This window comes from Aureimonas ureilytica (genome assembly GCF_001475935.1).
Lineage (GTDB): Bacteria > Pseudomonadota > Alphaproteobacteria > Rhizobiales > Rhizobiaceae > Aureimonas > Aureimonas ureilytica_A.
Genome location: NZ_LDQA01000028.1, coordinates 16577 through 35797 on the forward strand (window position 1 = coordinate 16577; position 19221 = coordinate 35797).

Annotated in this window: 18 protein-coding genes and 2 tRNA genes; 4 read left to right on the forward strand and 16 right to left on the reverse strand. The window is 63.9% G+C overall.

Annotated elements, in window-relative coordinates; genetic code table 11:
• The first annotated feature begins 60 nt into the window (after positions 1-60).
• Positions 61-390: a response regulator gene (locus NS365_RS12570; protein WP_058600639.1), complete on the forward strand. Its 330-nt coding sequence runs from the start codon at positions 61-63 to the stop codon at positions 388-390.
• Positions 391-619: 229 nt separating this feature from the next.
• On the opposite strand, the gene NS365_RS24505 is transcribed toward NS365_RS12570, so the two are convergent.
• Positions 620-766: a hypothetical protein gene (locus NS365_RS24505; protein WP_192843391.1), complete on the reverse strand. Its 147-nt coding sequence runs from the start codon at positions 764-766 to the stop codon at positions 620-622.
• A gap of 324 nt (positions 767-1090) precedes the next feature.
• Between NS365_RS24505 and NS365_RS12575 the strand changes: the two genes are divergently transcribed.
• Positions 1091-2041 carry a lysylphosphatidylglycerol synthase transmembrane domain-containing protein gene (locus tag NS365_RS12575; protein ID WP_058600640.1) on the forward strand — a complete coding sequence of 317 codons (951 nt, stop codon included), beginning with the start codon at positions 1091-1093 and terminating at the stop codon, positions 2039-2041.
• 527 nt (positions 2042-2568) lie between these two features.
• On the forward strand, positions 2569-4242 hold the full coding sequence (locus tag NS365_RS12580) for a hypothetical protein (protein ID WP_058600641.1): 1674 nt from the start codon (positions 2569-2571) through the stop codon (positions 4240-4242).
• A gap of 81 nt (positions 4243-4323) precedes the next feature.
• On the opposite strand, the gene NS365_RS12585 is transcribed toward NS365_RS12580, so the two are convergent.
• The 12 genes from NS365_RS12585 to NS365_RS12640 all read right to left on the reverse strand — a co-directional run bounded on the left by NS365_RS12585 (position 4324) and on the right by NS365_RS12640 (position 14808).
• Positions 4324-5772, reverse strand: a complete 1449-nt coding sequence (locus NS365_RS12585; protein ID WP_058600642.1) for an aspartate aminotransferase family protein — start codon at positions 5770-5772, stop codon at positions 4324-4326.
• Positions 5773-5801: 29 nt separating this feature from the next.
• On the reverse strand, positions 5802-6815 hold the full coding sequence (locus tag NS365_RS12590) for an NAD-dependent epimerase/dehydratase family protein (protein ID WP_058600643.1): 1014 nt from the start codon (positions 6813-6815) through the stop codon (positions 5802-5804).
• A complete protein-coding gene (locus tag NS365_RS12595; protein WP_058600644.1) occupies positions 6812-7255 on the reverse strand; it encodes a transporter in 444 nt (147 codons plus the stop codon). Before NS365_RS12595 ends, NS365_RS12590 begins: the two co-directional genes overlap by 4 nt.
• Before the next feature lie 86 nt (positions 7256-7341).
• Positions 7342-8697 carry an FAD-binding oxidoreductase gene (locus NS365_RS12600; protein ID WP_058600645.1) on the reverse strand — a complete coding sequence of 452 codons (1356 nt, stop codon included), beginning with the start codon at positions 8695-8697 and terminating at the stop codon, positions 7342-7344.
• Entirely contained in the window at positions 8690-10132 is a 1443-nt protein-coding gene (locus tag NS365_RS12605) for a UbiA family prenyltransferase (protein WP_058600646.1), read from the reverse strand. The genes NS365_RS12600 and NS365_RS12605 overlap by 8 nt, the downstream gene beginning before the upstream one ends.
• A gap of 236 nt (positions 10133-10368) precedes the next feature.
• On the reverse strand, positions 10369-10671 hold the full coding sequence (locus NS365_RS12610) for a YkgJ family cysteine cluster protein (RefSeq protein ID WP_153003756.1): 303 nt from the start codon (positions 10669-10671) through the stop codon (positions 10369-10371).
• Positions 10672-10851: 180 nt separating this feature from the next.
• Positions 10852-10927, reverse strand: a tRNA-Lys gene (locus NS365_RS12615).
• 139 nt (positions 10928-11066) lie between these two features.
• A tRNA-Lys gene (locus NS365_RS12620) sits at positions 11067-11142 on the reverse strand.
• A 127-nt stretch (positions 11143-11269) separates the two neighbouring features.
• Complete coding sequence (locus NS365_RS12625) at positions 11270-11689, reverse strand: PilZ domain-containing protein (RefSeq protein ID WP_058600648.1); 420 nt, start codon at positions 11687-11689, stop codon at positions 11270-11272.
• A 190-nt stretch (positions 11690-11879) separates the two neighbouring features.
• Entirely contained in the window at positions 11880-12899 is a 1020-nt protein-coding gene (gene ilvC, locus NS365_RS12630) for a ketol-acid reductoisomerase (protein WP_019996385.1), read from the reverse strand.
• Positions 12883-13578, reverse strand: coding sequence for a TetR/AcrR family transcriptional regulator (locus tag NS365_RS12635; protein ID WP_058600649.1), 696 nt, complete (start codon positions 13576-13578; stop codon positions 12883-12885). The genes ilvC and NS365_RS12635 overlap by 17 nt, the downstream gene beginning before the upstream one ends.
• Positions 13579-13680: 102 nt before the next feature.
• Complete coding sequence (locus NS365_RS12640) at positions 13681-14808, reverse strand: ATP-dependent DNA helicase (protein WP_058600650.1); 1128 nt, start codon at positions 14806-14808, stop codon at positions 13681-13683.
• 191 nt (positions 14809-14999) lie between these two features.
• Between NS365_RS12640 and NS365_RS12645 the strand changes: the two genes are divergently transcribed.
• The gene (locus NS365_RS12645) at positions 15000-15917 is read left to right on the forward strand and encodes a TIM barrel protein (RefSeq protein WP_058600651.1); all 918 of its coding nucleotides are present in this window, start codon (positions 15000-15002) and stop codon (positions 15915-15917) included.
• Positions 15918-15960: 43 nt separating this feature from the next.
• Here NS365_RS12645 and NS365_RS12650 read toward each other — a convergent pair whose 3' ends face one another.
• From NS365_RS12650 to NS365_RS12660, 3 genes are all read right to left on the reverse strand, one after another.
• Positions 15961-16554, reverse strand: coding sequence for a LysE family translocator (locus NS365_RS12650; protein ID WP_058600652.1), 594 nt, complete (start codon positions 16552-16554; stop codon positions 15961-15963).
• A gap of 78 nt (positions 16555-16632) precedes the next feature.
• Positions 16633-17214 carry an acetolactate synthase small subunit gene (gene ilvN / locus NS365_RS12655; protein WP_019996390.1) on the reverse strand — a complete coding sequence of 194 codons (582 nt, stop codon included), beginning with the start codon at positions 17212-17214 and terminating at the stop codon, positions 16633-16635.
• A 61-nt stretch (positions 17215-17275) separates the two neighbouring features.
• On the reverse strand, positions 17276-19069 hold the full coding sequence (locus NS365_RS12660; RefSeq protein ID WP_058600653.1) for an acetolactate synthase 3 large subunit: 1794 nt from the start codon (positions 19067-19069) through the stop codon (positions 17276-17278).
• Positions 19070-19221: the final 152 nt, after the last annotated feature.

A 19221-nucleotide genomic window follows, 5' to 3' on the forward strand; every position in this document is an offset into this window, starting at 1 on the left:
ATCCGGGCTGAACCAGATGGCCTATCGCGCATTCTTCTCTCGAGACAAGGGAGTTGTATCATGCGTATCCTGATTGTCGAAGACGAGCCGCTGATCGCGATGGATCTGGAAGACATTCTTCAAGAGAATGCCAATGCGGATTGCGTCTGGGCGCGGGATGTCGCGAGCGGTCTTCTCCACGTCGCGCAAGGCGTGGACTTCGCGCTGCTGGATTTCGACCTTGGAGGTCAGACCTCCCTCCCCGTCGCGCTGCGGCTTCAGGCGCAGTCCATCCCGTTCTGCTTCGTCTCGGGCAGCCTATCGGATGTCCCCCCGTCGTTGAGGCGCATCCCCAGCATTTCCAAGCCGTTTCGCCCAGCCGATATCAGACGGATTGTCGCGGCCGCTTGATGGTGCGCTCGCACCCTAGGCTTCGCATCCCGTCTGAACGACCCAACCGTCTGGTATCCGCTCACAGACGCGCGGATGCCGGACGGCTTTTTTTCAGGATTCGTGAGGATTGGAAGAGTGGGACGGCTCGAAGCAGCGAACGTCTTGGGCACACGCGAAAAAGCCGAAGCTCTCGAAGGAAAGCTTCGGCCCGGAAACAGACGTATGGAGCCCCTGAAGGATGATCCGCTTAGCGAGTGACATCCTTCACGGCCGCGCCAGTGGCATCGACCGTGTTGCCAACATCGCGTCCGACACCGCGAACAGTATTGGCACAGGCCGAGAGCGCCAGAACTGCAACAAGGGAGAGGGCGACGGAGGTGACGCGACGGGACATGCTGTGCTCCTTTGGAGGCTTTACGATGCTGCCAAAACGAAGAGCGCCTCGTATGGTTCCCACAATTTCGTCACTTTCGCGACATGGCGCGGTCATGCAGGGAAGATAGGCACATTTTGGGTGGTTGATCGTAACGCACTGCGGCTTCGCTTGGGGAGGCTATCCATCGGCGGGGACGTGCCACTCGGGGGCGGTTTTCATCAAACTGAAGTGTGCCGCGCCGCGTTTGCTTTGCCTTCACCATTTCAATGGCTTATGTGGCAGGGCGGAGGAAGGCATCAGCGCATCTTGCTGTGCTGAAGGCCTTGGCGGGAAGGGTATTTCATGAAGTTCAAGGATGCCATCTGGCCCCTGATCGGCATCGGTGCGGTGGTCTTTTCCTGCTGGCTCCTGTTCCGCGAAGTGCGAACGATCTCACTGGATCAGATCTGGGCGAGCTTCGTGGCCATCACGCCGCTGCAATGGGTCGGCTCCGTGGTATCCGCCGTCGTCGCATATATCTTCCTCGCCTATTACGATCGACTCGCGCTGCGCCATCTCGGCCGGTCCGTGCCCTTCCCCTTTGTTGCGGCCACGTCCTTTGCGACCTACGCCCTGTCGCACAATATCGGCGCGTCGGTTTTTTCGGGCGCCGTCGTGCGCTATCGCGCCTATCGCTCGCGCGGCTTGTCGGGCTCGGAAATCGCGCTTCTGATCGCCTTCTGCTCCTTCACCTTCGGCCTCGGCGTGCTGCTCGTCAGCGCAACCTCGCTTCTGATCAAGCCCGATATCATCGAGCGCTATTTCGACATCCATTCCTCGGTCCCGGTGATCATCGCGGGGCTGATCGTGGTGGCGATCGCCTTCTATGTGTTCGGCAGCTTCAAGGGGTTCAAGCCGCTATCCATCGGCAAGTTCCATCTGCACTATCCCCGCCGCGACGTGGTGGTCCGCCAGTTGATCGCCGCTCCGATGGAGATCGCCGCCGCTGCCAGCATCATCTATTTCGCGCTGCCGCCCGAGCATAATCCCGGCTTCATCGTGGTTCTCGCGATCTTCGTCGTGTCCTTCTCGCTGGCGCTCGTGTCCCATGCGCCCGGCGGCCTCGGCGTTCTGGAGGTAACCTTCCTCGCCGGCCTGTCCGATGTTCCCGAGACGGACGTTCTGGCCGCGCTTCTGGTCTTCCGCATCCTCTATCTTTTGATCCCCTTCGCGATCGCGATCGTTCTGGTTCTCCTGTTCGAACAAAGCGCCTTGTGGCGTCGACGCTCGGCGGACACGCCGCCATCTGTCTGAGACGCCGAAGCAAGTCTCAATCGAGAGGAATGGGGTGGACCCGACCCAACCCGTCGCTTTCGTTAGGGGACCTTAACCCTGCCGAGCGCAGAATGAGGATGAGCCGGTTGCATCGATCGGGGCTCACCGGATCTCTGGCCTGACACGTCCGCCGTGCCGTCACACATCCATCCTGTCGCCAGGAGTGATGAGCGCGGAACGTGACGAGTGGCGTGCCAACCGATCGTCGCCTTGTCCTGATCGACTGAGCCGGCTTCGAGGAAACGGACGTTCTACAAACTCCGGCGCTCGGTCTTTGCGCGGCAATCGATCGGCGCGAGGCCGAACACTGCCGTCCGTGTCTTGGTTCGCCCGCTCGAGACATGTCCGGCGCACCCATCGCACCGTGCCTGTCTCAGCTCCTTGTTTTGCCGCCGGGTTCGGTGCGGGAGCCATTCCGCATAGGCCGGCCCTGCCCAGCGCCTGAGCTCATGGATATGCCGACGCCGCCTCTCCCCCGCCCGATCGCCGGTCGACCGCATTCCGCGATGGGGTGGCTGTTTCAATGGGGCCAGCTTCCCCTTGTTCTAGGCGTTCTCGCTGCCTGCGCGCTCGGGCTTTGGCTGCCGCTCCACCTGCCGCTCGGGCCCTTCAATTGGGATACGGTGCTGTATCTCGACGGCGGCCAGCGTGTCCTCGACGGACAAATCCCCTCGGTGGATTTCTTCGCGCCAGTCGGACCGTTGGGCTACTGGCTCTTCGCAGGTGGGCTAGCGCTATTCCCCAGCCCGCAGCCGGTGCTTCTGGCGCAGTGGATGCTGTTTGCGGTCACGCTGCCTCCCTTTCTGCCGACCGTGCTGCGCCTGCGCCCGGCGCTCGGTTGGGCTCTGCTCCTACCCTTCCTCTTCTTCCAGCTCGTGCCGCTGAATGTCGAGCAATATGGGCTTTTCCCGAGCTTCGACGGCTATGGCTTCTACAACCGCCACGTCGCGCAGCTCCTCTATGTTCTCGTCACCGTCCTCCTGTTCGAACGGCGCGCGGGACTCATCGTCTTCACGGTTGCCTGGTGCTGCACGGCGCTGTTCCTCCTGAAGATCACCGGCTTCGTCACGGCGGGGCTGATCTGCCTTCTCGCGCTCGCGGCGGGCCGCATCAGCTTGCGCGCAGCGCTCGTCTCCGCCGCGCTCTTTGCGGCCGTCCTCGCCGGGCTGGAACTCACGACCGGCCTCGTCAGCCACTACATCGGCGACATCGTCTCGCTCGTGAAACTGAACGAGGGCGGTCTCGCGTCCCGGCTCCTTCAGGCGGCATCCCTGCATTTCGGAACGTTCGGTTCCGGCTGCGCGCTGCTTCTGGGTCTTGCGATCGTCGAGCACAATGCCTTGCGCCGGGGATTGTCGGAGCTCATGCGTCGGCGCGACTGGATGTCGCTTTCCGCCTTTTTCGATCAGCCGATCGTCTGGCTCGGCGTGCTTCTCGCCTGCGGCATTTTCTTCGAATCGCAAAACACGGGCGATCAGGCCTTCATCTTCCTCTGGCCGCTGCTCCTGCGCATTTTCGAAACGCCGGCCGCGCGCCGACTGCCGATCCTCGTTCTGATCGGGGCCGTGGCTCTGCCGCCCTTCGTCGGCATCGCGCATCGCCTGTCCCGCGCGCTGGTCGGGCAGATGCAATATGTCGATCTGGACCGGCCGCAGCTCAAGATCCTCGGCCAGGTCGACCAGCGGCCGGAGCTTCTGGACCGCGCCCGCGAGGGGCTCGACATCCTGCGCGGGAACAAGAGTCTCTATGAGGCCTATGCGAGCGTCGGCCTCCTGCCCTTCTACTCGCTCTATGCCGATATCGACTTCCAGATGACCTGGCTGCTGGCGACTGACGATGCCGTCAGCGCCATCAAAGCGTTCGAAGCGCGCGAAGGCGTCCGGTTCGACACGATCATGGCGCTCAACTTCGTCAATCCTTACCCTTACCTCCTAGGTCGACACGCGACGCGGCGCATTCCCATCGGCGCCGACCCGACGCGCGCCGTCCCGAACCCCGACGCGGACACGATCGAGGCCGTCCGGAACACCGATCTGATTCTTTATCCGACCTGTCCGGTGACGCTCGCCAATATGCGGCTGCGGGAAATTTATCAGGCCGGCCTCGCGAACCATCGCGAAGTGAAGCTGTCGGATTGCTGGATCGGCTATGTCAGTACCCCACACCAGCTTCGCCCCTGACGCGCCATAGAAAACGCCGACGACGAAAAAGGCCGGGTCTGCGAGGACCCGGCCTTTTTGCATGGGATCGGAGAAGCGCGATCAGCCGATCTGCGTCTTCACGAAATCCTTGACGATCGACACGATGCCCCGGCCGAGAAGCCCGTCCAGGGCGTCGCAGAACTGATCGACATTCTCGTGCGTGCAGATCAGCGGCGGCTCGAGCCGGATGACGTTGCGATTGTATTCGGTAAAGGCCACGAGGCAGTCGTAATCCTTCAGAAGGAGCGCGCCGACGAAGCCCGACAGCGAGCCTTTCAGCTTGTCATCGAGCAGGGCTACCATGGGCCGCAGCGCGAAGGGCAAGGTCTGCGAGAAGTCGTGGAACTCCAGCCCGACCATCAGCCCGCGACCGCGCACATCCTTGATGATGCTCGGATACTTGGCCTGCAGCGCGCTCAAGCGGTCCTTCAGATAGGTGCCGACGGCCGCCGCATTGCCGATCAGGTCTTCGTCGTAGAGCGTGTTCAGCGCTTCGATCGAGGTGGCGCAGCCCTCGCCGATGCCGCCGAAGGTCGCATGGGCGTGGATCATCGCCGTCTTCGGCGTGCCATAGGCCTTCATGTAGACGTCACGGCGCGCGACCATGGCCGCCATCGCCGCCTTGCCGCCGCCGAAGCTTTTGGCGAGCGCGGTCACGTCCGGGATGACGCCGTGATGCTCGAAGGCATAGAAGCGGCCGGTGCGCCCATAGCCGCACTGAACCTCGTCGGCCACCCAGATGACCTTGTGCTGGTCACACAGGGCGCGCACGCCCTGCCAGTATTCGGTCGGCGCCTCGATGATGCCGCCGCCGCCCTGCACGGTTTCCAGAACCACCACGCCGACATCGGGGTCGGAGCGCACCACGGCCGTCAGCGCCTTCAGGTCGCCGAAGGGAACGCGGTACGTGTTTTCGACCAGCTTGAAATCGCCGCGATAGAGCGGCGAATCGGTGAGCGAAAGGACGCCCTTGGTCTTCCCGTGGAACGAGTTCTCGGCATAGACGATCTTGCAATTGGTGCGGCCCGAGGCACGCTCGGCCACCTTGATGGCCGCTTCCATGGCTTCCGAGCCGGACGAGCCTAGGAACACCATATCGAGATCGCCGGGCGAGCAGCTGGCGACGTTCTTCGCCAAGGCCGCCGCATATTGCGACAGGAAGGCGATGGCAATCTCGTGGCGCTTCTCGTCTTGGAACCGCTGACGCGCAGCCAGAATGCGCGGATGATTATGCCCGAAGGCGAGCGAGCCGAAACCGCCGAAGAAGTCGAGAATCTTCCGGCCGTTCTGGTCGATATAATACATGCCCTCGGCACGCTCGACCTTCACCTTGTGAAAGCCGAGCAGCTTCATGAAATGAAACTGGCCGGGGTTGATATGCTCCTTGAACAGGTCCGCCATGGTCGCGACATCCATCGCCTTGGCCTGTTCGAGGGAGAGCATGGCGGGCTTGGGCGGCCCGCGGCGAATGGGAGGCTCCTCGGCCGCATCGAGACGGGGCATCGGCATAGTCGGGCGATCCAGCATCGAAAAGGTCCTTACTCAGCCGGATGAGGAAAGGCGGAGCCGGTGGCCGAGCGGCCGTCCTTCTTCGCGCGATATTCGGAATAGGCCGCGATCAGCATGTCCTCGTCGCGATATTGCGGCACCCAGCCGAGGTCACGCTTGCCCTTGGACACGTCGAGAACGCATTCCTCGTCGGCGATCAGATATTGCTCGGGGTCCATGAGTGGCATGTTCAGCCAATCGAGGAAATCGAGCGTGCGCTTCACCGCGAAGCCCGGCGTCGGAACGAGGATCGACTTCGAGCCGGCATGGCGCACGAGATCGCCCAAGAGCTTGCGCACCGGCGGCGGGTTGAGCGAGCCGAGATTGTAGGCCTCGTTCGGCACGCCCGCCTTCCAGGCCAGGCGCGCGGCCTCGGCGCAGTCGAACACCGAGATGAACTGATAGGGATTGCGCCCCGAGCCGATCATCGGCACCGGTAGGTTGGCGTCGATCAGCTTGAACAGCTTCTCCAGAATGCCGAGGCGCCCTGGGCCGATGATGAGGCGCGGGCGGAAGAGCGAGATGCGCATTCCGCGCTCGCGCCACTCGGCCGCCAGATGTTCGGTGTCCAGCTTGGACTGGCCGTATTCGCCGAGCGGAGCGACCGGGTGATCCTCGGTCATCGGCGTGGTCACCGTGTGGCCGTAGATCATGTCCGTGGTGAAATGGACGAGCCGGGAGGCGCCCGCCTTGTCCATCGCCTCGATGATGTGTTTCGTGCCGTCATAGTTGACGGGGTAGAAGAAGTCGTGCCGCTTGGCGCGCACCTGGATCGGCGAGAGCATCTTAGCCGACAGATTGTAGATCATGTCGCCCGGCGCGATGGGCGCCCGCATCACGGCCTGACGATCGGTCACGTCGAGAGACATATGCCGGGCCTGCGCATAATGCGGCAGGTCGCTCTTGGCGATGTCGAGAACGACCACCTCGGCGCCCTCGTCCACCAGCTTCTGCGCGAGATGACGGCCGACGAACCCGTCTCCACCAAAGATGACGTGTTTCATTTGCGGGCTCCTTCGATCGAATGGATCTTCGCTTCGGCGGTCAGCGGGGCGACATCCTCGCCCCCACGCGTGCCGGCCTTGGCGATGAAGACGGTGCCGAGGCAGATCAGCGCGATGCCGCCGACACGGGCAAAACTCATCTCCTCACCGAACAACGCCCAGGCCGCAAAGGCCACGACGACATAGGCGAGCGAGAGAAAGGGATAGGCGTAGGAGAGTTCGACCTTCGACAGGACGAAGAGATGCGAGGCCATCGACACGACAAAGGTCAGAAGACCGATGAAGACGAACGGGCTGAACACGATCTGGAGGATCTTCAGGATCGGGTTGACGCCCGCAAAGCTCAGAGGTCCCAGCTGCATCATTCCGTATTTCAGACAGATCTGCGCCGCGGCGTTGGTGAAAACCGTGAAGAGAATGAAGGGGATGTAGCGGCTCATGGGACTTCCATCCGTTCGGGTCGCCGCAACATGACGCAGCGTTACCCTTATCATCGTTAACCGAGGCGAGTTTTCTGCCGTCAGCCTCAACAAACCCTTTCCGAGGTGGGTGCGGGTTGGGCGAGTTGCGGCAGCGCAAGGGCCGTTCGCCGCCAGAAGTCGGAGACAACAGCGGGATCGCGCAGCGCCTCCAACTCTCGCCAGCGCGGAAAGGATGCCTCGAACGTCTCGGCAGACATGCGCGCATCCTTGTAGGGGTTGACCCGCCCGCCCGCACGGCGAACGATCGCATCCAGCGCCTCCAGAAGGCGCTCCGTGCGCTCGCCCAGATGCGGGAAATCGAGCGTCAGCGTGTATCCCTCGCGCGGGAAGGACAGGAGCCCCGGACTGATCGACGCTCCGAAGCGTTTCAGCACGGTCAGGAACGAGCCCTGTCCATGCGCGAGTGCGGTTTCCATCAGTTCACGGACATACTCATGCGCGCCATCAAGCGGCACGACGCTCTGGTGCTGGTGCAGACCCCGCGGGCCATAGAGCCGGTTCCACTGACCGACCCGGTCCAGCGGGTAGAAGAAGGCGTCGAAGGGCACGGTGCGCTGGCTGACGCCCGCCTTGGCCTTGCGGAAATAGGCTTCGTTGAAGGCGCGCAGGCCGAGGCCCCGCAAGGGGCTGATCGGCGGCGTGAAGGGAACATTGGCGATCGGCGCGCGGGCAATGCCCGTGCGGTCCCCCGCTGGCGCATGATCCCCGCAGATGAGATGCCCTCGCCCGAAGGATCCGCCGGCCGCCAGCGAGTCGATCCAGGCCACGGCATATTCATGACTCGTGTCGGCCTCTTCCGCCGCCTCGAAATAATCCGCCAGCCGGTCGAAGCGATGCGTGATCTCGGCGATCGACAGGGAGCCGACGCGCATCAGGCGAAGGCGCAGCCGCGTGACGAAGCCGGTCAGGCCGAGGCCGCCGATGGTCGCGCGGAAGAGACTTTCGTTCTCAGTTCCGGAGCAGTGAAGTTTTGCGCCGTCGGAGCGAACGAGGTCGAAGCTCTCGACCCAGGATCCGAACGTGCCGCGCCGATGGTGGTTCTTGCCATGAACATCGTTGGCAAGCGCGCCGCCCAGCGTCACGAACTGAGTGCCCGGCGTCACCGGCAGAAACCAGCCGGAGGGCGCGACCGCGCGCGTGACATCGCACAGGAGAACGCCCGCATCGGCGTCGAGCAACCCGGTCGAGACATCGAAACCGTGAATGCACGGGTGCGCCGCCGACGTCACCAGCCAGCCCGAATCGTTGAGGCAGGTGTCGCCATAGGAGCGGCCATTGCCATAGGGCAGCACGGTCTCCCCGGCTCTACCAGCGCCAAGCCGGCCCGCGAAGGGCATCCGCTCGCGCCCGCCGGCCGGGGCCGCAATCGTGCGCCCCCAAGTGTCGCCGGTCTCAGCCATAGGCAGCGGCCAGGAAGAGCAGCGCGCCGCAGCCGACCATGATCTGCGAGCGCCAATCGCGCAGGATGAAGACCACCGGATCGTCATGCATCTCGTTGCGCTTGGCCAGAACCCAGATGCGCACGATGATGTAGAGAACCAGCGGGCAGAGCGGCCAGATGAGATAGGGGTGGGTCTGCAACTGCCGAATGGCGGCGCTGTCGATATAGAGCGCGAGAACCACCACCGAGGCGAAGCCCGACGCCATGCCGGCTTGCGCCAGCGTGTCGAGATCGGCCGAGACATAGCCGCGTCCCGTCGTCTGGCGCGAGGCGCCCTCGCCGAACTCGGCGAGTTCCACATAGCGCTTCACCAGCGCCAGCGAGAAGAAGAAGAAGAGCGAGAAGGCCAGGAGCCAGAAGGAGCCGACCGTATCGGCCGCCGCCGCGCCCGCCAGAATGCGCAACGTATAGAGCCCGGCGAGGGTCAGGACGTCGATCAGCAGCATTCGCTTGAGGGCGAAGGAATAGGCCGTCGTCAGAACGAGATAGATGGCCAGGATCGCGGTGAACTCGATGGGCAGCGCGAGGCTGAGACCGAAGGCCGCCGCAAACAGCGCCAGCCCGGCCGCGACGCCAGTCGGGATCGGTACGAGGCCACTGGCGAAGGGACGCCGCCATTTGGTGCGATGGCGACGATCGGCCGTAAGGTCCAAGAGATCGTTGAAGATATAGACCGACGAGGCGGCCATGGAGAAGCAGACGAAGGCGAGGACGCCCTGCATCACCATCAACAGGTTGAGGAATTCGTGGTTGAGGCCGATCGGCACGAAGATCAGGACGTTCTTCATCCACTGATGTGGGCGCATGGCTTTCAGAAGCCCGCGCGCGACATGGCCCTCGTCCTGGATCAGGCGGCAGTCGCGCTCGGCCTCGCGGTGCCAGCGCGCGGCGGCGCGGTCCGGCTGCACGACCGTCACCGTCTCGGCCGCATCGAACAGGCAGAGATCGTCGCGCGAATTGCCGACATAGTCGAAGGCCCCGCCCTGCCGGTCGGCGCGGATGCGGTCGAGCTTGCGCTCGGCCGAGAGGTTCTCCTCGCGGCTGCTGGCGATCACCTCGTCGAAGAGGCCGAGATGATCGGCGACGCCCTGCGCCAGCCGCTCGTTCGAGGCGGTCGCCAGAACGATATGACGGCCAGCCTCGCGCTCGGCCTGAAGGGTCGCGACGACCTCTTGCCGGTAGGGCCAGATCGCGGGATCGACCTCGACGCGCTTCGCCAGTTCGTCTTTCAGGATCGCCTTGCCGGCGAGCGCCCAGCCGAAGACCTTCCACGCTTGCAGAGGATGCTGGCGCGCGAACAGGAACAGGCTTTCCCACAGCAGGTCGCTCTGGACCAGCGTCCCATCCAGATCGACATACAAAGGCCGATCGGCTCTCGCCAGAAGCGTATCCATCGCAGACAGCCATCACCCAAGGTGGAAATCGAGCTCTATCGTTCCACCCGCAGGGGTTTCAGTTACGTAAACGTACGGCTTACTTTCGCGTGGGCGAGACTTTCCGCCAAGGAAGACCTACTTAAAAAGCGAGAATACACGGATTACGCCGGGCAAGACCGGGGCTGTGTGGAGAGAGAGCCGTCTGCCAGACATGTTTGGCTCCGGCCCGCCTGCGGCCACCGCTCGTTACGGCCTCAGGCCAGCCCCCAGGCGGCGCGGGCCATCAGGCACTCCTCGTCGCCCGGCTGGCAGGTGTGGCAGACATGCGGGCGCAAGAGATAGATCCCGCAGGCCGTCCCCTCCCCCACTTTTCCCGTCAACGCACAGCAGCGGTCATTCTCGCAGCGCATTCCCGATAGGTCGGCGGCCACGAGCTCAGGCGGAATACGGTCGAGTTCCTCGTCGGTCTCGGTGGAAAAGCGCGGCCATTCGGCGGAATAGCTGCAACAGGCGCCGCAGCTCTGACAATCGAAACGACCAGGATCGATCGAACTCATGTTTCCTCGCGATCCTCTTAGACGGCCTGCCATGCAGCTTGGCATAGCCGTGCCGAAGGATGACAGCCGACTCACCGCCAGCCATGTGTCTAGGGCTGAGAGCAGCCGAGGCCGATACGGATGGGCCTACCCTGAAAAACGAAAGGCGCCCTATCAGGCGCCTTGCTCGGTGTCGTTAAATGGTGGGTGATGTAGGGATCGAACCTACGACCCGCTGATTAAGAGTCAGCTGCTCTACCAACTGAGCTAATCACCCGGACCAACTCGTTCTTCGCGTCATCGCGAGGCCTCGAAGAAACCTCACGCCAAGCTCGAACGAGACAAAACGTCGTCATTCCTACAGATCGCCTTATCCGACCCTGCAAGACACCATGGCATCCTGTCGTCCAAATAAGTGGTGGGTGATGTAGGGATCGAACCTACGACCCGCTGATTAAGAGTCAGCTGCTCTACCAACTGAGCTAATCACCCGAAGCAGATTGTGATCCGCTCTTCAGTGCCGGTCGGCGTCTGTGAGGCGGTGTATAGGCACGAGAGCCCAACCTGTCCAGCGCTTTTTTGCCGAAGACCTGCTTTTCTTCGAGGTCTCTCCCCTCTCCTATCGCGCACTCCAGGGCAGGCGCGAGACGATGGAATAGGGCAGCGGGCGGGCCTGAATGCGCAAGCTGGTTTCCTGCGACGCGCCGGCCTGCGCAGCGGCGCGGGCGGCCGAGGTGACGGCGATTTCGTCTTCGACATCCTGTTGCGCGTCGAGGAAGTGGATGCCAGCAAACAGCTCGCGGCGATACACCAGCTTGGCCGGACGAAGGTCCTCCTCCCCGATTCGGAACTCGAACTGACGGGGCAGCGGCACGGCCGTATCGATGGTCAGTAGCGCGCCCGTCGCCGATATGTTGCGAACGATGCAGTCGACCGTCGAGTAGCGATTGTTGAAGAGGATCTGCGCGCGCTTGAAGATGCGCGTGCGAGGCGCGACACGGCGCTCGCTTCCGTCCGAGTTCAGCTCTGCCACCGCCATGGTCGTGCCTCATGACCCAATCGTTGACATGTTCTAACAGCTGAATCGTTTTCGGACTCTGAATCCAGTAGTTCGACTTGCCGTGCTTAACGCAACGGAAAAGCCCGCCGGCGCGCTGAGGCATCCGGCGGGCTCATCACGACGAACCGCACCCCGACGAAACGGGGTGCGACCTCGGAGAAGACGAGGCTTAGTTGCGGGCCTTATCGACCAGCTGATTCTTGGCGATCCAGGGCATCATACCGCGCAGCTTGGCGCCGACTTCCTCGATCTGGTGCGAGTCGTTGACGCGGCGGATGCCCTTGAAGCGGGCGGCGCCGGAACGATACTCCTGCATCCAGTCGGAGGTGAACTTGCCGGTCTGGATGTCCTTGAGGACGCGCTTCATCTCGGCCTTGGTCTCGTCCGTGATGATGCGCGGGCCGGTCACGTACTCGCCCCACTCCGCCGTGTTCGAGATCGAGTAGTTCATGTTGGCGATGCCGCCCTCGTAGATGAGGTCGACGATGAGCTTCACTTCGTGGAGGCACTCGAAATAGGCCATCTCAGGGGCGTAGCCGCCCTCGACCAGCGTCTCGAAGCCGGCGCGGATCAGCTCGACCAGACCGCCGCAGAGAACGACCTGCTCGCCGAACAGATCGGTTTCGCACTCTTCCTTGAAATTGGTCTCGATGATGCCCGAGCGGCCGCCACCGACGCCGCAAGCATAGGAGAGCGCGAGGTCGAGCGCATTGCCCGAAGCGTCCTGATGGACGGCCACGAGGCAGGGCACGCCGCCGCCCTTCTGGTACTCGCCGCGCACCGTGTGGCCCGGGCCCTTGGGCGCGATCATGACGACGTCGACGCTCTTCTTGGGCTCGATCAGACCGAAATGAACGTTGAGGCCGTGAGCGAAGGCGATCGCCGCGCCGTCGCGGATATTGCCCTCGATGTCGGCCTTGTAGATGTCGGCCTGGAGTTCGTCCGGGGTCGCCATCATCAGGAGGTCGGCCCACTTGGCGGCCTCGGCCACCGTCATGACCTTGAATCCGTCGGCCTCGGCCTTCTTGATCGTGGGCGAGCCGGCCTTCAACGCGATCGCGACGTTCGTGGCGCCCGAGTCCTTCAGGTTCAGCGCGTGGGCGCGGCCCTGGCTGCCGTAGCCGACGATCGCGACGTTCTTGGACTTGATCAGGTTCAGATCGGCATCGCGATCATAATACACGCGCATGGACGTTTCCTCTCTCGTTGTTGGATGCGGCCGGGGCCGTTGCCGGAGCCGTTGAATGTGCTCCGTGCAGGGACAGAAACTGCTGCGTCGCGCGCCGGGCGTCCCGGTCGATCTCCGCGTCAGTGATGGGGGTGCGATCGCCCAAGAGAAGGCGAATCTGAAGATCGCGCACGACGAGGCCGAAGAACGTGCCGAAGGCTTCGTCCGCCGTCTCGAACTGAAGGAGGCCGGCTTCGCTGGCGAGTTCCAGGAAGGGGCGCAGCCGCGCGCGGAGCGCGACCGGTCCGTTCTCCAGAACGATCAGCCCGAGATCGTGCTTGTCGGTTCCCGCCTGCCCCACCGCCACGCGATTGAGCGCGATCGAGGTGCGGCTGGCGATGACCCGCAGCCAGTCCGAGGCGAACTGCTCCAGCCCCTGCACCAGCGATTCCGGGCAAAGGGTCTCGCGCCGGGCGGGCAGCGCCCTCACCTTCGCGGCCTGCCATTGCACCGTCGCGGTCAGGAGACCGTCGCGGCCGCCGAACCATTTGTAGAGCGTTTCCTTGGAGCAGCTGGCGCGCCGCGCGACGGCCGTCATGGTGAGCTTGTCGCCATCCTCCACGAGGAGCGACAGGGCCGCGTCGAGAACCGCCTTCTGGCGCTCGCTCAGGGCCTCATCCATGGGCAGGATCGCACTCATCGCCACTCGCTCTGGCCGGCCGCCGAACACGTACCGTACGTTACGGTTCGCACTACACAAGCCCGCCCGCGGAGGCAAGAGGGGCAGAGCCGCCCCTTCGCACTATTTCACGATGGTCAACCGCTCCGCCGCACGGGTGATGGCGGTGTAAAGCCAGCGCTCGCGCGAATCCTTGAAGGCCCAGCTCTCGTCGAAGAGCATGACATCGTCCCATTGCGAGCCCTGCGCCTTATGGACGGTCAGGGCATAGCCATAGTCGAAATCGTCGTAGCGCCGCTTCAAGGCCCAAGCGACCTCGGCGGTGGGATCTTCGAAGACCTGCTTCAACAGCTTGATCTTGGCCATGCCCTTGTCGATATCGTCATCGTCGGGCTTCACGAGAAGATTGGTGCCGGGCTTGGTGGTCTCGGGTGAGGCCGTCATCACCTGCCAGAGCGAGCCGTTGAGGAGCCCCTTGGCCGGGTCGTTGCGCAGACAAACGAGCTTGTCGCCCGATTGCGGCAGCGCGCCGGTAAAGCCTTTCAACTCGCGCAGTCGGTTGTTGTAGAGCCGCCGCGTCCGGTTGGTGCCGACCAGAACCTGATCGGCGCTAAGCACCTCGTCCCGGTCCACCTCGCGCTTGGTGATGACGCGAGCGGCGCCATAGTCGCCCCATTTCAGTTCGCGCCCCTCGCGCGCGTCGAGCGCCAGTTCCAGAATCGGGTTGTCGCGCGCTTGGCGGTGAATCTCGGTGAGCAGGAAGTCCGGCTCGGCCTCGGTGAAGAAGCCGCCGCCCGACACGGGCGGCAACTGGCCGGGATCGCCCAGCACCAGAATCGGCGTGCCGAAGGACAGGAGATCGCGCCCCAGCGCCTCGTCCACCATCGAGCATTCGTCCACCACCACGAGCTTGGCCTTGGCGACGGGGCTTTGGCGGTTCAGCGAGAAGGTCGGGGACACGCGGGCCGTGCCCGTCGATTCGTCTTCCAGCGCTTCCTCGCCGCGCGGGCGATAAATCAGCGAATGGAGCGTCTTGGCCGATTTCGCGCCCTTGGAGCGCAGCACCTGCGCCGCCTTGCCGGTGAAGGCGGCGAACTGCACCCCGCCCTCCACCCCTTCGGCGAAGTGACGCGCGAGCGTCGTCTTGCCCGTGCCGGCATAGCCGAACAGGCGGAAGATCGGCTGGTCGCCACGCTTGAGCCAGTCGGCCACCCGCGTCAGCGCTTCGTCCTGCTGCGGAGAAAACTTCATGGGCGGAGGGGTCGCAGAATTCGCGCCTTTTGCCAAGCGGTCTCGTTATGTTCCTTTGAAGATCGAAACGGATTGTAAAACCGTCACGCAAGCGAACTATGAGCACGAGCGCCGCCGGCGGGGTGGCGAGCCTCGATGATGGGGTTCATACCCGCCGGCCTCTCACAGCGTGCGACCCGAAGGATCATCCCATGTCCGGCATCATTTCCGCCGTCGGCTTCTGCAATCACACCGGACCGGGCGACCTGTCCACGCTCGACGCCTCCCTGCGCGCCGTTGCCGACACGGGCGCGGACGCTTGCGAGATCGGCATCTATGGCGAGGAGATCATCGCGGGCGGGCGCATCATCGAGGAGCGGCTTCAGCGCGTCTCCGCCATCGCCAGCCAATATTCCTTCCGCAAACTCTCGCTGCACGGGCAGATCGTGTCCAACTTCATGGACCGCGAGAACCTGCATCTGCAGAAGCACGTCGTACGCGCCATGCTCGAACTCTGCGACCGGCTGGGCGCGGGCGTGCTGGTGCACCATTGCGGCGCGGCCCAGCTGAGCGAGGGCGAAAGCGCCGGGGATCTCGACCAGATGGAGCGCGAGGCGCTGCACGAGATGGCCGAGGTCGCGAAGGGCTACGGCACGCGCATCGTTCTGGAAAACATCTTCACCACCCTGCCCGGTCAACATCGCCAGACACCCAGCGAAGTGGCGGCGACCGTGCGCGCGGTCGGACACAGCCATCTCGCCGCGCTGATCGATTTCAGCCACGCCTATATCGAATCGAGCTTCAAGGGCCTCGACTTCCGCCAGGAGCTTCGCGCCATGGCCGAGGTGGCGGGCCATCTTCATGTGCATGACAGTTTCGGCCTGCCCTACACGATGAAGACCTTCTACCACCGCGCCGAAGCGACGGCGCTCGGCATCGGCGATCTTCACCTGCCGCTCGGCTGGGGCGACATCGCCTGGGAGGACATCTTCTCCGAACTGACCTTCCTGCCCGACACGACGCTTATCATGGAGATCGGCGCCGAGCGCTTCGCCGCCGAGCAGCCCGCCTGCCTGGAGCGCGCCCGCAAGCTGGCCGATCTCGTCAACACCCGAGCGCAGGCGGCCTGACCAAGCGATGTTTCGGCCGAGCCCTCGGTGGGCTCGGCCAGGATCAGCGCAGCATGGGCCAGATCGAGGCGACAAGCGCGAGGCCCATGACGATGTTGAAGATGCGCAGACGCTTGGGCTCCGACAGGAAACCGCGCAGGGCCACGCCAAAGCCGGCCCAGACCGAAACGCTCGGCAGGTTCACCAGCGCGAAGGCCGTGCCGACGAGAAGCACCGACAGAACGGGCGTTTCGACCTGCGTATAGGCCCCCATGGCGACCAGAGCCATGGCCCAGGCTTTCGGATTGACCCATTGAAACGCCGCCGCCTGCCCGAAGGTCAAAGGCTGGCCGCTCGCCCGCGCCTCGCCCATCGCGCCCGAGGTCGCGATCTTCCAGGCCAGCCAGAGCATGTAGACGAGACTGACGACTTTCAGCACCGTCTGGAGCGCGGGGACGGCGTGAAGCAGCGCGCCAAGGCCAAAGCCCACCGACAGAAGCAGGACGAAAAAGCCGATGGCGATGCCCAGCATATGCGGGATCGTGCGGCGGAAGCCGAAATTCACGCCCGATGCCATCAGCATCATATTGTTCGGCCCCGGCGTGACCGAGGAAACGAAGGCGTAGACGAGAAGTCCGAGAAACAGATCGAACGGCATGGGAAGCTCCGGGCGCGCGCCATCGCGCCGCCCGGATGGGGCGGCGTCAGACGCCGAAAAGGGATCGGTCGAAAATCATCAGCTCTCGTGGGCCGCGTCGCGGCCGCGCGCCATGGCGGCGACGCCCGTGCGGCAGACCTCCACGAGGCCGAGCGGCGCCATGATCTGAATGAACTTCTCGATCTTCGAGCCCTTGCCGGTGATCTCGAAGACGAAATGATCGGTCGTGGAATCCACGACCTTGGCGCGGAACACGTCGGAGAGGCGCAGCGCCTCCACACGGTCGTCGCCCTTGCCGGCCACCTTCACCAGCGCCAGCTCGCGCTCGATCGGGCCGTCGTCGCCAAGGCCCATGGCGGTCTTGGTGAGGTCCACCACGCGGTGAACCGGAACGATGCGGTCGAGCTGGCTCTTGAGCTGCTCGATGACGGGCGGCGCGCCGCGCGTCACCACCGTGATGCGCGACAGATGCTTGTTGTGGTCGGTCTCGGAGACGGTCAGGCTCTCGATATTGTAGCCGCGCCCCGAAAACAGGCCGATGACGCGCGCGAGCACGCCCGGCTCGTTGTCGACCACGATCGAGAGGGTGCGCGATTCGACCGAGGGCTTCTCGTCGGTAATGAAATAGGCGGAGGCCGGCGGCTGGACGGGTAGGTTCATGACATCAGTCTTTCGATGAGGAAGCGGAGGACCTGGGCGGGTTATGCCCCGCCCGGCCGGGTCAGACCAGCGCCTTGCCCTTGGCGTCGATCGCGTTCGCCACCGCCTCGTCGCTTGCCTCGTCGGGAAGCAGGATTTCGTTATGCGCCTTGCCGCTCGGGATCATCGGGAAGCAGTTTTCCAGATTGGCGACGCAGCAGTCGAAGATGACGGGCCGATCGACCGCGATCATCTCGTCGATCGCCGCGTCCAGATCGCCCGCCTTCTCCGTGCGGATGCCGACGCCGCCATAGGCTTCGGCCAGCTTCACGAAGTCCGGCATCGCCTCCGAATAGGAATTGGACAGGCGGTTGCCATGCAGCAACTGCTGCCACTGGCGGACCATGCCCATATACTGGTTGTTCAGGATGAAGACCTTGACCGGCGCGCCGTGCTGAACCGCCGTCGAGAGCTCCTGCGTCATCATCTGGATCGAGGCGTCGCCCGCGATATCGATAACCAGCGCGTCCGGATGCGCGATCTGGACGCCGACCGCCGCCGGCAGGCCATAGCCCATCGTGCCGAGGCCACCCGACGTCATCCAGCGGTTCGGCTCCTCGAAGCCGTAGAACTGCGCGGCCCACATCTGATGCTGGCCGACCTCCGTGGTGATGAAGGTCTTGCGGTCCTTGGTCTTCTCGTAGAGGCGCTTGATCGCGTGCTGCGGCAGGATGATGTCGCCTTCCTGGCGATAGGCCAAGCAGTTGCGCGCCTTCCAGCGGGCGATCTTGGTGTTCCATTCCTCGAGCGCGGCCGGCTCCGACTTGGCGCCGCTGTCGCGCCAGATCGAGACCATGGCCTCCAGAACATTGGCGACATCGCCGATGATCGGCAGATCGACGCGCACGTTCTTGTTGATGGAGGACGGGTCGATATCGATATGGATCTTCTTGGAGCCCGGCGAGAAGGCGTCCAACCGGCCGGTGATGCGGTCGTCGAAGCGCGCGCCGACGCAGATCATGACATCGCACTCGTGCATCGCCAGATTGGCCTCGTAGGTGCCGTGCATGCCGAGCATGCCCAGCCACTTCTCGCCCGACGCCGGATAGGCGCCAAGGCCCATCAGCGTGGAGGTGATCGGGAAGCCGGTCAGGCCGACGATCTCGCGCAGGAGCTGCGAGGCGCGCGGGCCGGAATTGATGACGCCGCCGCCCGTGTAGAAGACCGGGCGCTTGGCCGAGCGCATCAGCTCGACCGCCGCTTGGATGCGGCCGCGCTCGGCCTCGCGCTTGGGCTGGTAGCGCTGCAGGGCGCGCGAGAGATTGGGCGGCGTGTAAGTGCCGGTCGCGAACTGGACGTCCTTCGGAATATCGACGACGACCGGGCCGGGCCGGCCGGAGGTCGCGACATGGAAGGCCTCGTGCAGGATCTCGGCCAGATCCTCGACATTCTTCACCAGCCAATTGTGCTTGGTGCAGGGGCGCGTGATGCCGACCGTGTCACACTCCTGAAAGGCGTCGGAGCCGATCAGCGTGGTCGGGACCTGACCGGTGATGCAGACCAGCGGGATGGAATCCATCAGCGCGTCCTGCAGCGGCGTGACGGCATTGGTCGCGCCCGGGCCGGAGGTGACGAGCATGACGCCCGGCTTGCCGGTGGAGCGGGCATAGCCTTCGGCCGCGTGGCCCGCGCCCTGCTCGTGCCGAACCAGGATATGCTTGACCGCGCTCTGCTGAAACAGAACGTCGTAGATCGGAAGAACCGCGCCGCCGGGATAGCCGAACAGATGCTCGACGCCATGATCCTTCATGGCTTGAACCACCATCTGAGCGCCCGTCATCTTGCGGGTGCCCGTCTCCATCATCAAGTCGTTCATGGTGCGGCCTTCGTCTTCTGGGTGCCGGTCGGCGCTAATGCTGCGAAATTTCGGGCAATAAAAAAGGCCCTCCGAGGGGCCTTGGGTTGCGCACACGTGGCATCAGCCGGACGGTTTCTAAACCGTCTCGCGTGTGCGCCTACTTACGAGGA

What these genes read in the sequence shown, in the direction of transcription:
- NS365_RS12635 (WP_058600649.1), bottom strand. Translation starts at nt 13,578, where the DNA reads ATGAGTGCGATCCTGCCCATGGATGAGGCCCTGAGCGAGCGCCAGAAG.
- NS365_RS12580 (WP_058600641.1), top strand. Translation starts at nt 2,569, where the DNA reads ATGGGGTGGCTGTTTCAATGGGGCCAGCTTCCCCTTGTTCTAGGCGTT.
- NS365_RS12585 (WP_058600642.1), bottom strand. Translation starts at nt 5,772, where the DNA reads ATGCCGATGCCCCGTCTCGATGCGGCCGAGGAGCCTCCCATTCGCCGC.
- NS365_RS12660 (WP_058600653.1), bottom strand. Translation starts at nt 19,069, where the DNA reads ATGAACGACTTGATGATGGAGACGGGCACCCGCAAGATGACGGGCGCT.
- NS365_RS12645 (WP_058600651.1), top strand. Translation starts at nt 15,000, where the DNA reads ATGTCCGGCATCATTTCCGCCGTCGGCTTCTGCAATCACACCGGACCG.
- NS365_RS12570 (WP_058600639.1), top strand. Translation starts at nt 61, where the DNA reads ATGCGTATCCTGATTGTCGAAGACGAGCCGCTGATCGCGATGGATCTG.
- ilvN (WP_019996390.1), bottom strand. Translation starts at nt 17,214, where the DNA reads ATGAACCTACCCGTCCAGCCGCCGGCCTCCGCCTATTTCATTACCGAC.
- NS365_RS12625 (WP_058600648.1), bottom strand. Translation starts at nt 11,689, where the DNA reads ATGGCGGTGGCAGAGCTGAACTCGGACGGAAGCGAGCGCCGTGTCGCG.
- NS365_RS12610 (WP_153003756.1), bottom strand. Translation starts at nt 10,671, where the DNA reads ATGAGTTCGATCGATCCTGGTCGTTTCGATTGTCAGAGCTGCGGCGCC.
- NS365_RS12590 (WP_058600643.1), bottom strand. Translation starts at nt 6,815, where the DNA reads ATGAAACACGTCATCTTTGGTGGAGACGGGTTCGTCGGCCGTCATCTC.
- NS365_RS12650 (WP_058600652.1), bottom strand. Translation starts at nt 16,554, where the DNA reads ATGCCGTTCGATCTGTTTCTCGGACTTCTCGTCTACGCCTTCGTTTCC.
- ilvC (WP_019996385.1), bottom strand. Translation starts at nt 12,899, where the DNA reads ATGCGCGTGTATTATGATCGCGATGCCGATCTGAACCTGATCAAGTCC.
- NS365_RS24505 (WP_192843391.1), bottom strand. Translation starts at nt 766, where the DNA reads ATGTCCCGTCGCGTCACCTCCGTCGCCCTCTCCCTTGTTGCAGTTCTG.
- NS365_RS12600 (WP_058600645.1), bottom strand. Translation starts at nt 8,697, where the DNA reads ATGGCTGAGACCGGCGACACTTGGGGGCGCACGATTGCGGCCCCGGCC.
- NS365_RS12575 (WP_058600640.1), top strand. Translation starts at nt 1,091, where the DNA reads ATGAAGTTCAAGGATGCCATCTGGCCCCTGATCGGCATCGGTGCGGTG.
- NS365_RS12605 (WP_058600646.1), bottom strand. Translation starts at nt 10,132, where the DNA reads ATGGATACGCTTCTGGCGAGAGCCGATCGGCCTTTGTATGTCGATCTG.
- NS365_RS12595 (WP_058600644.1), bottom strand. Translation starts at nt 7,255, where the DNA reads ATGAGCCGCTACATCCCCTTCATTCTCTTCACGGTTTTCACCAACGCC.
- NS365_RS12640 (WP_058600650.1), bottom strand. Translation starts at nt 14,808, where the DNA reads ATGAAGTTTTCTCCGCAGCAGGACGAAGCGCTGACGCGGGTGGCCGAC.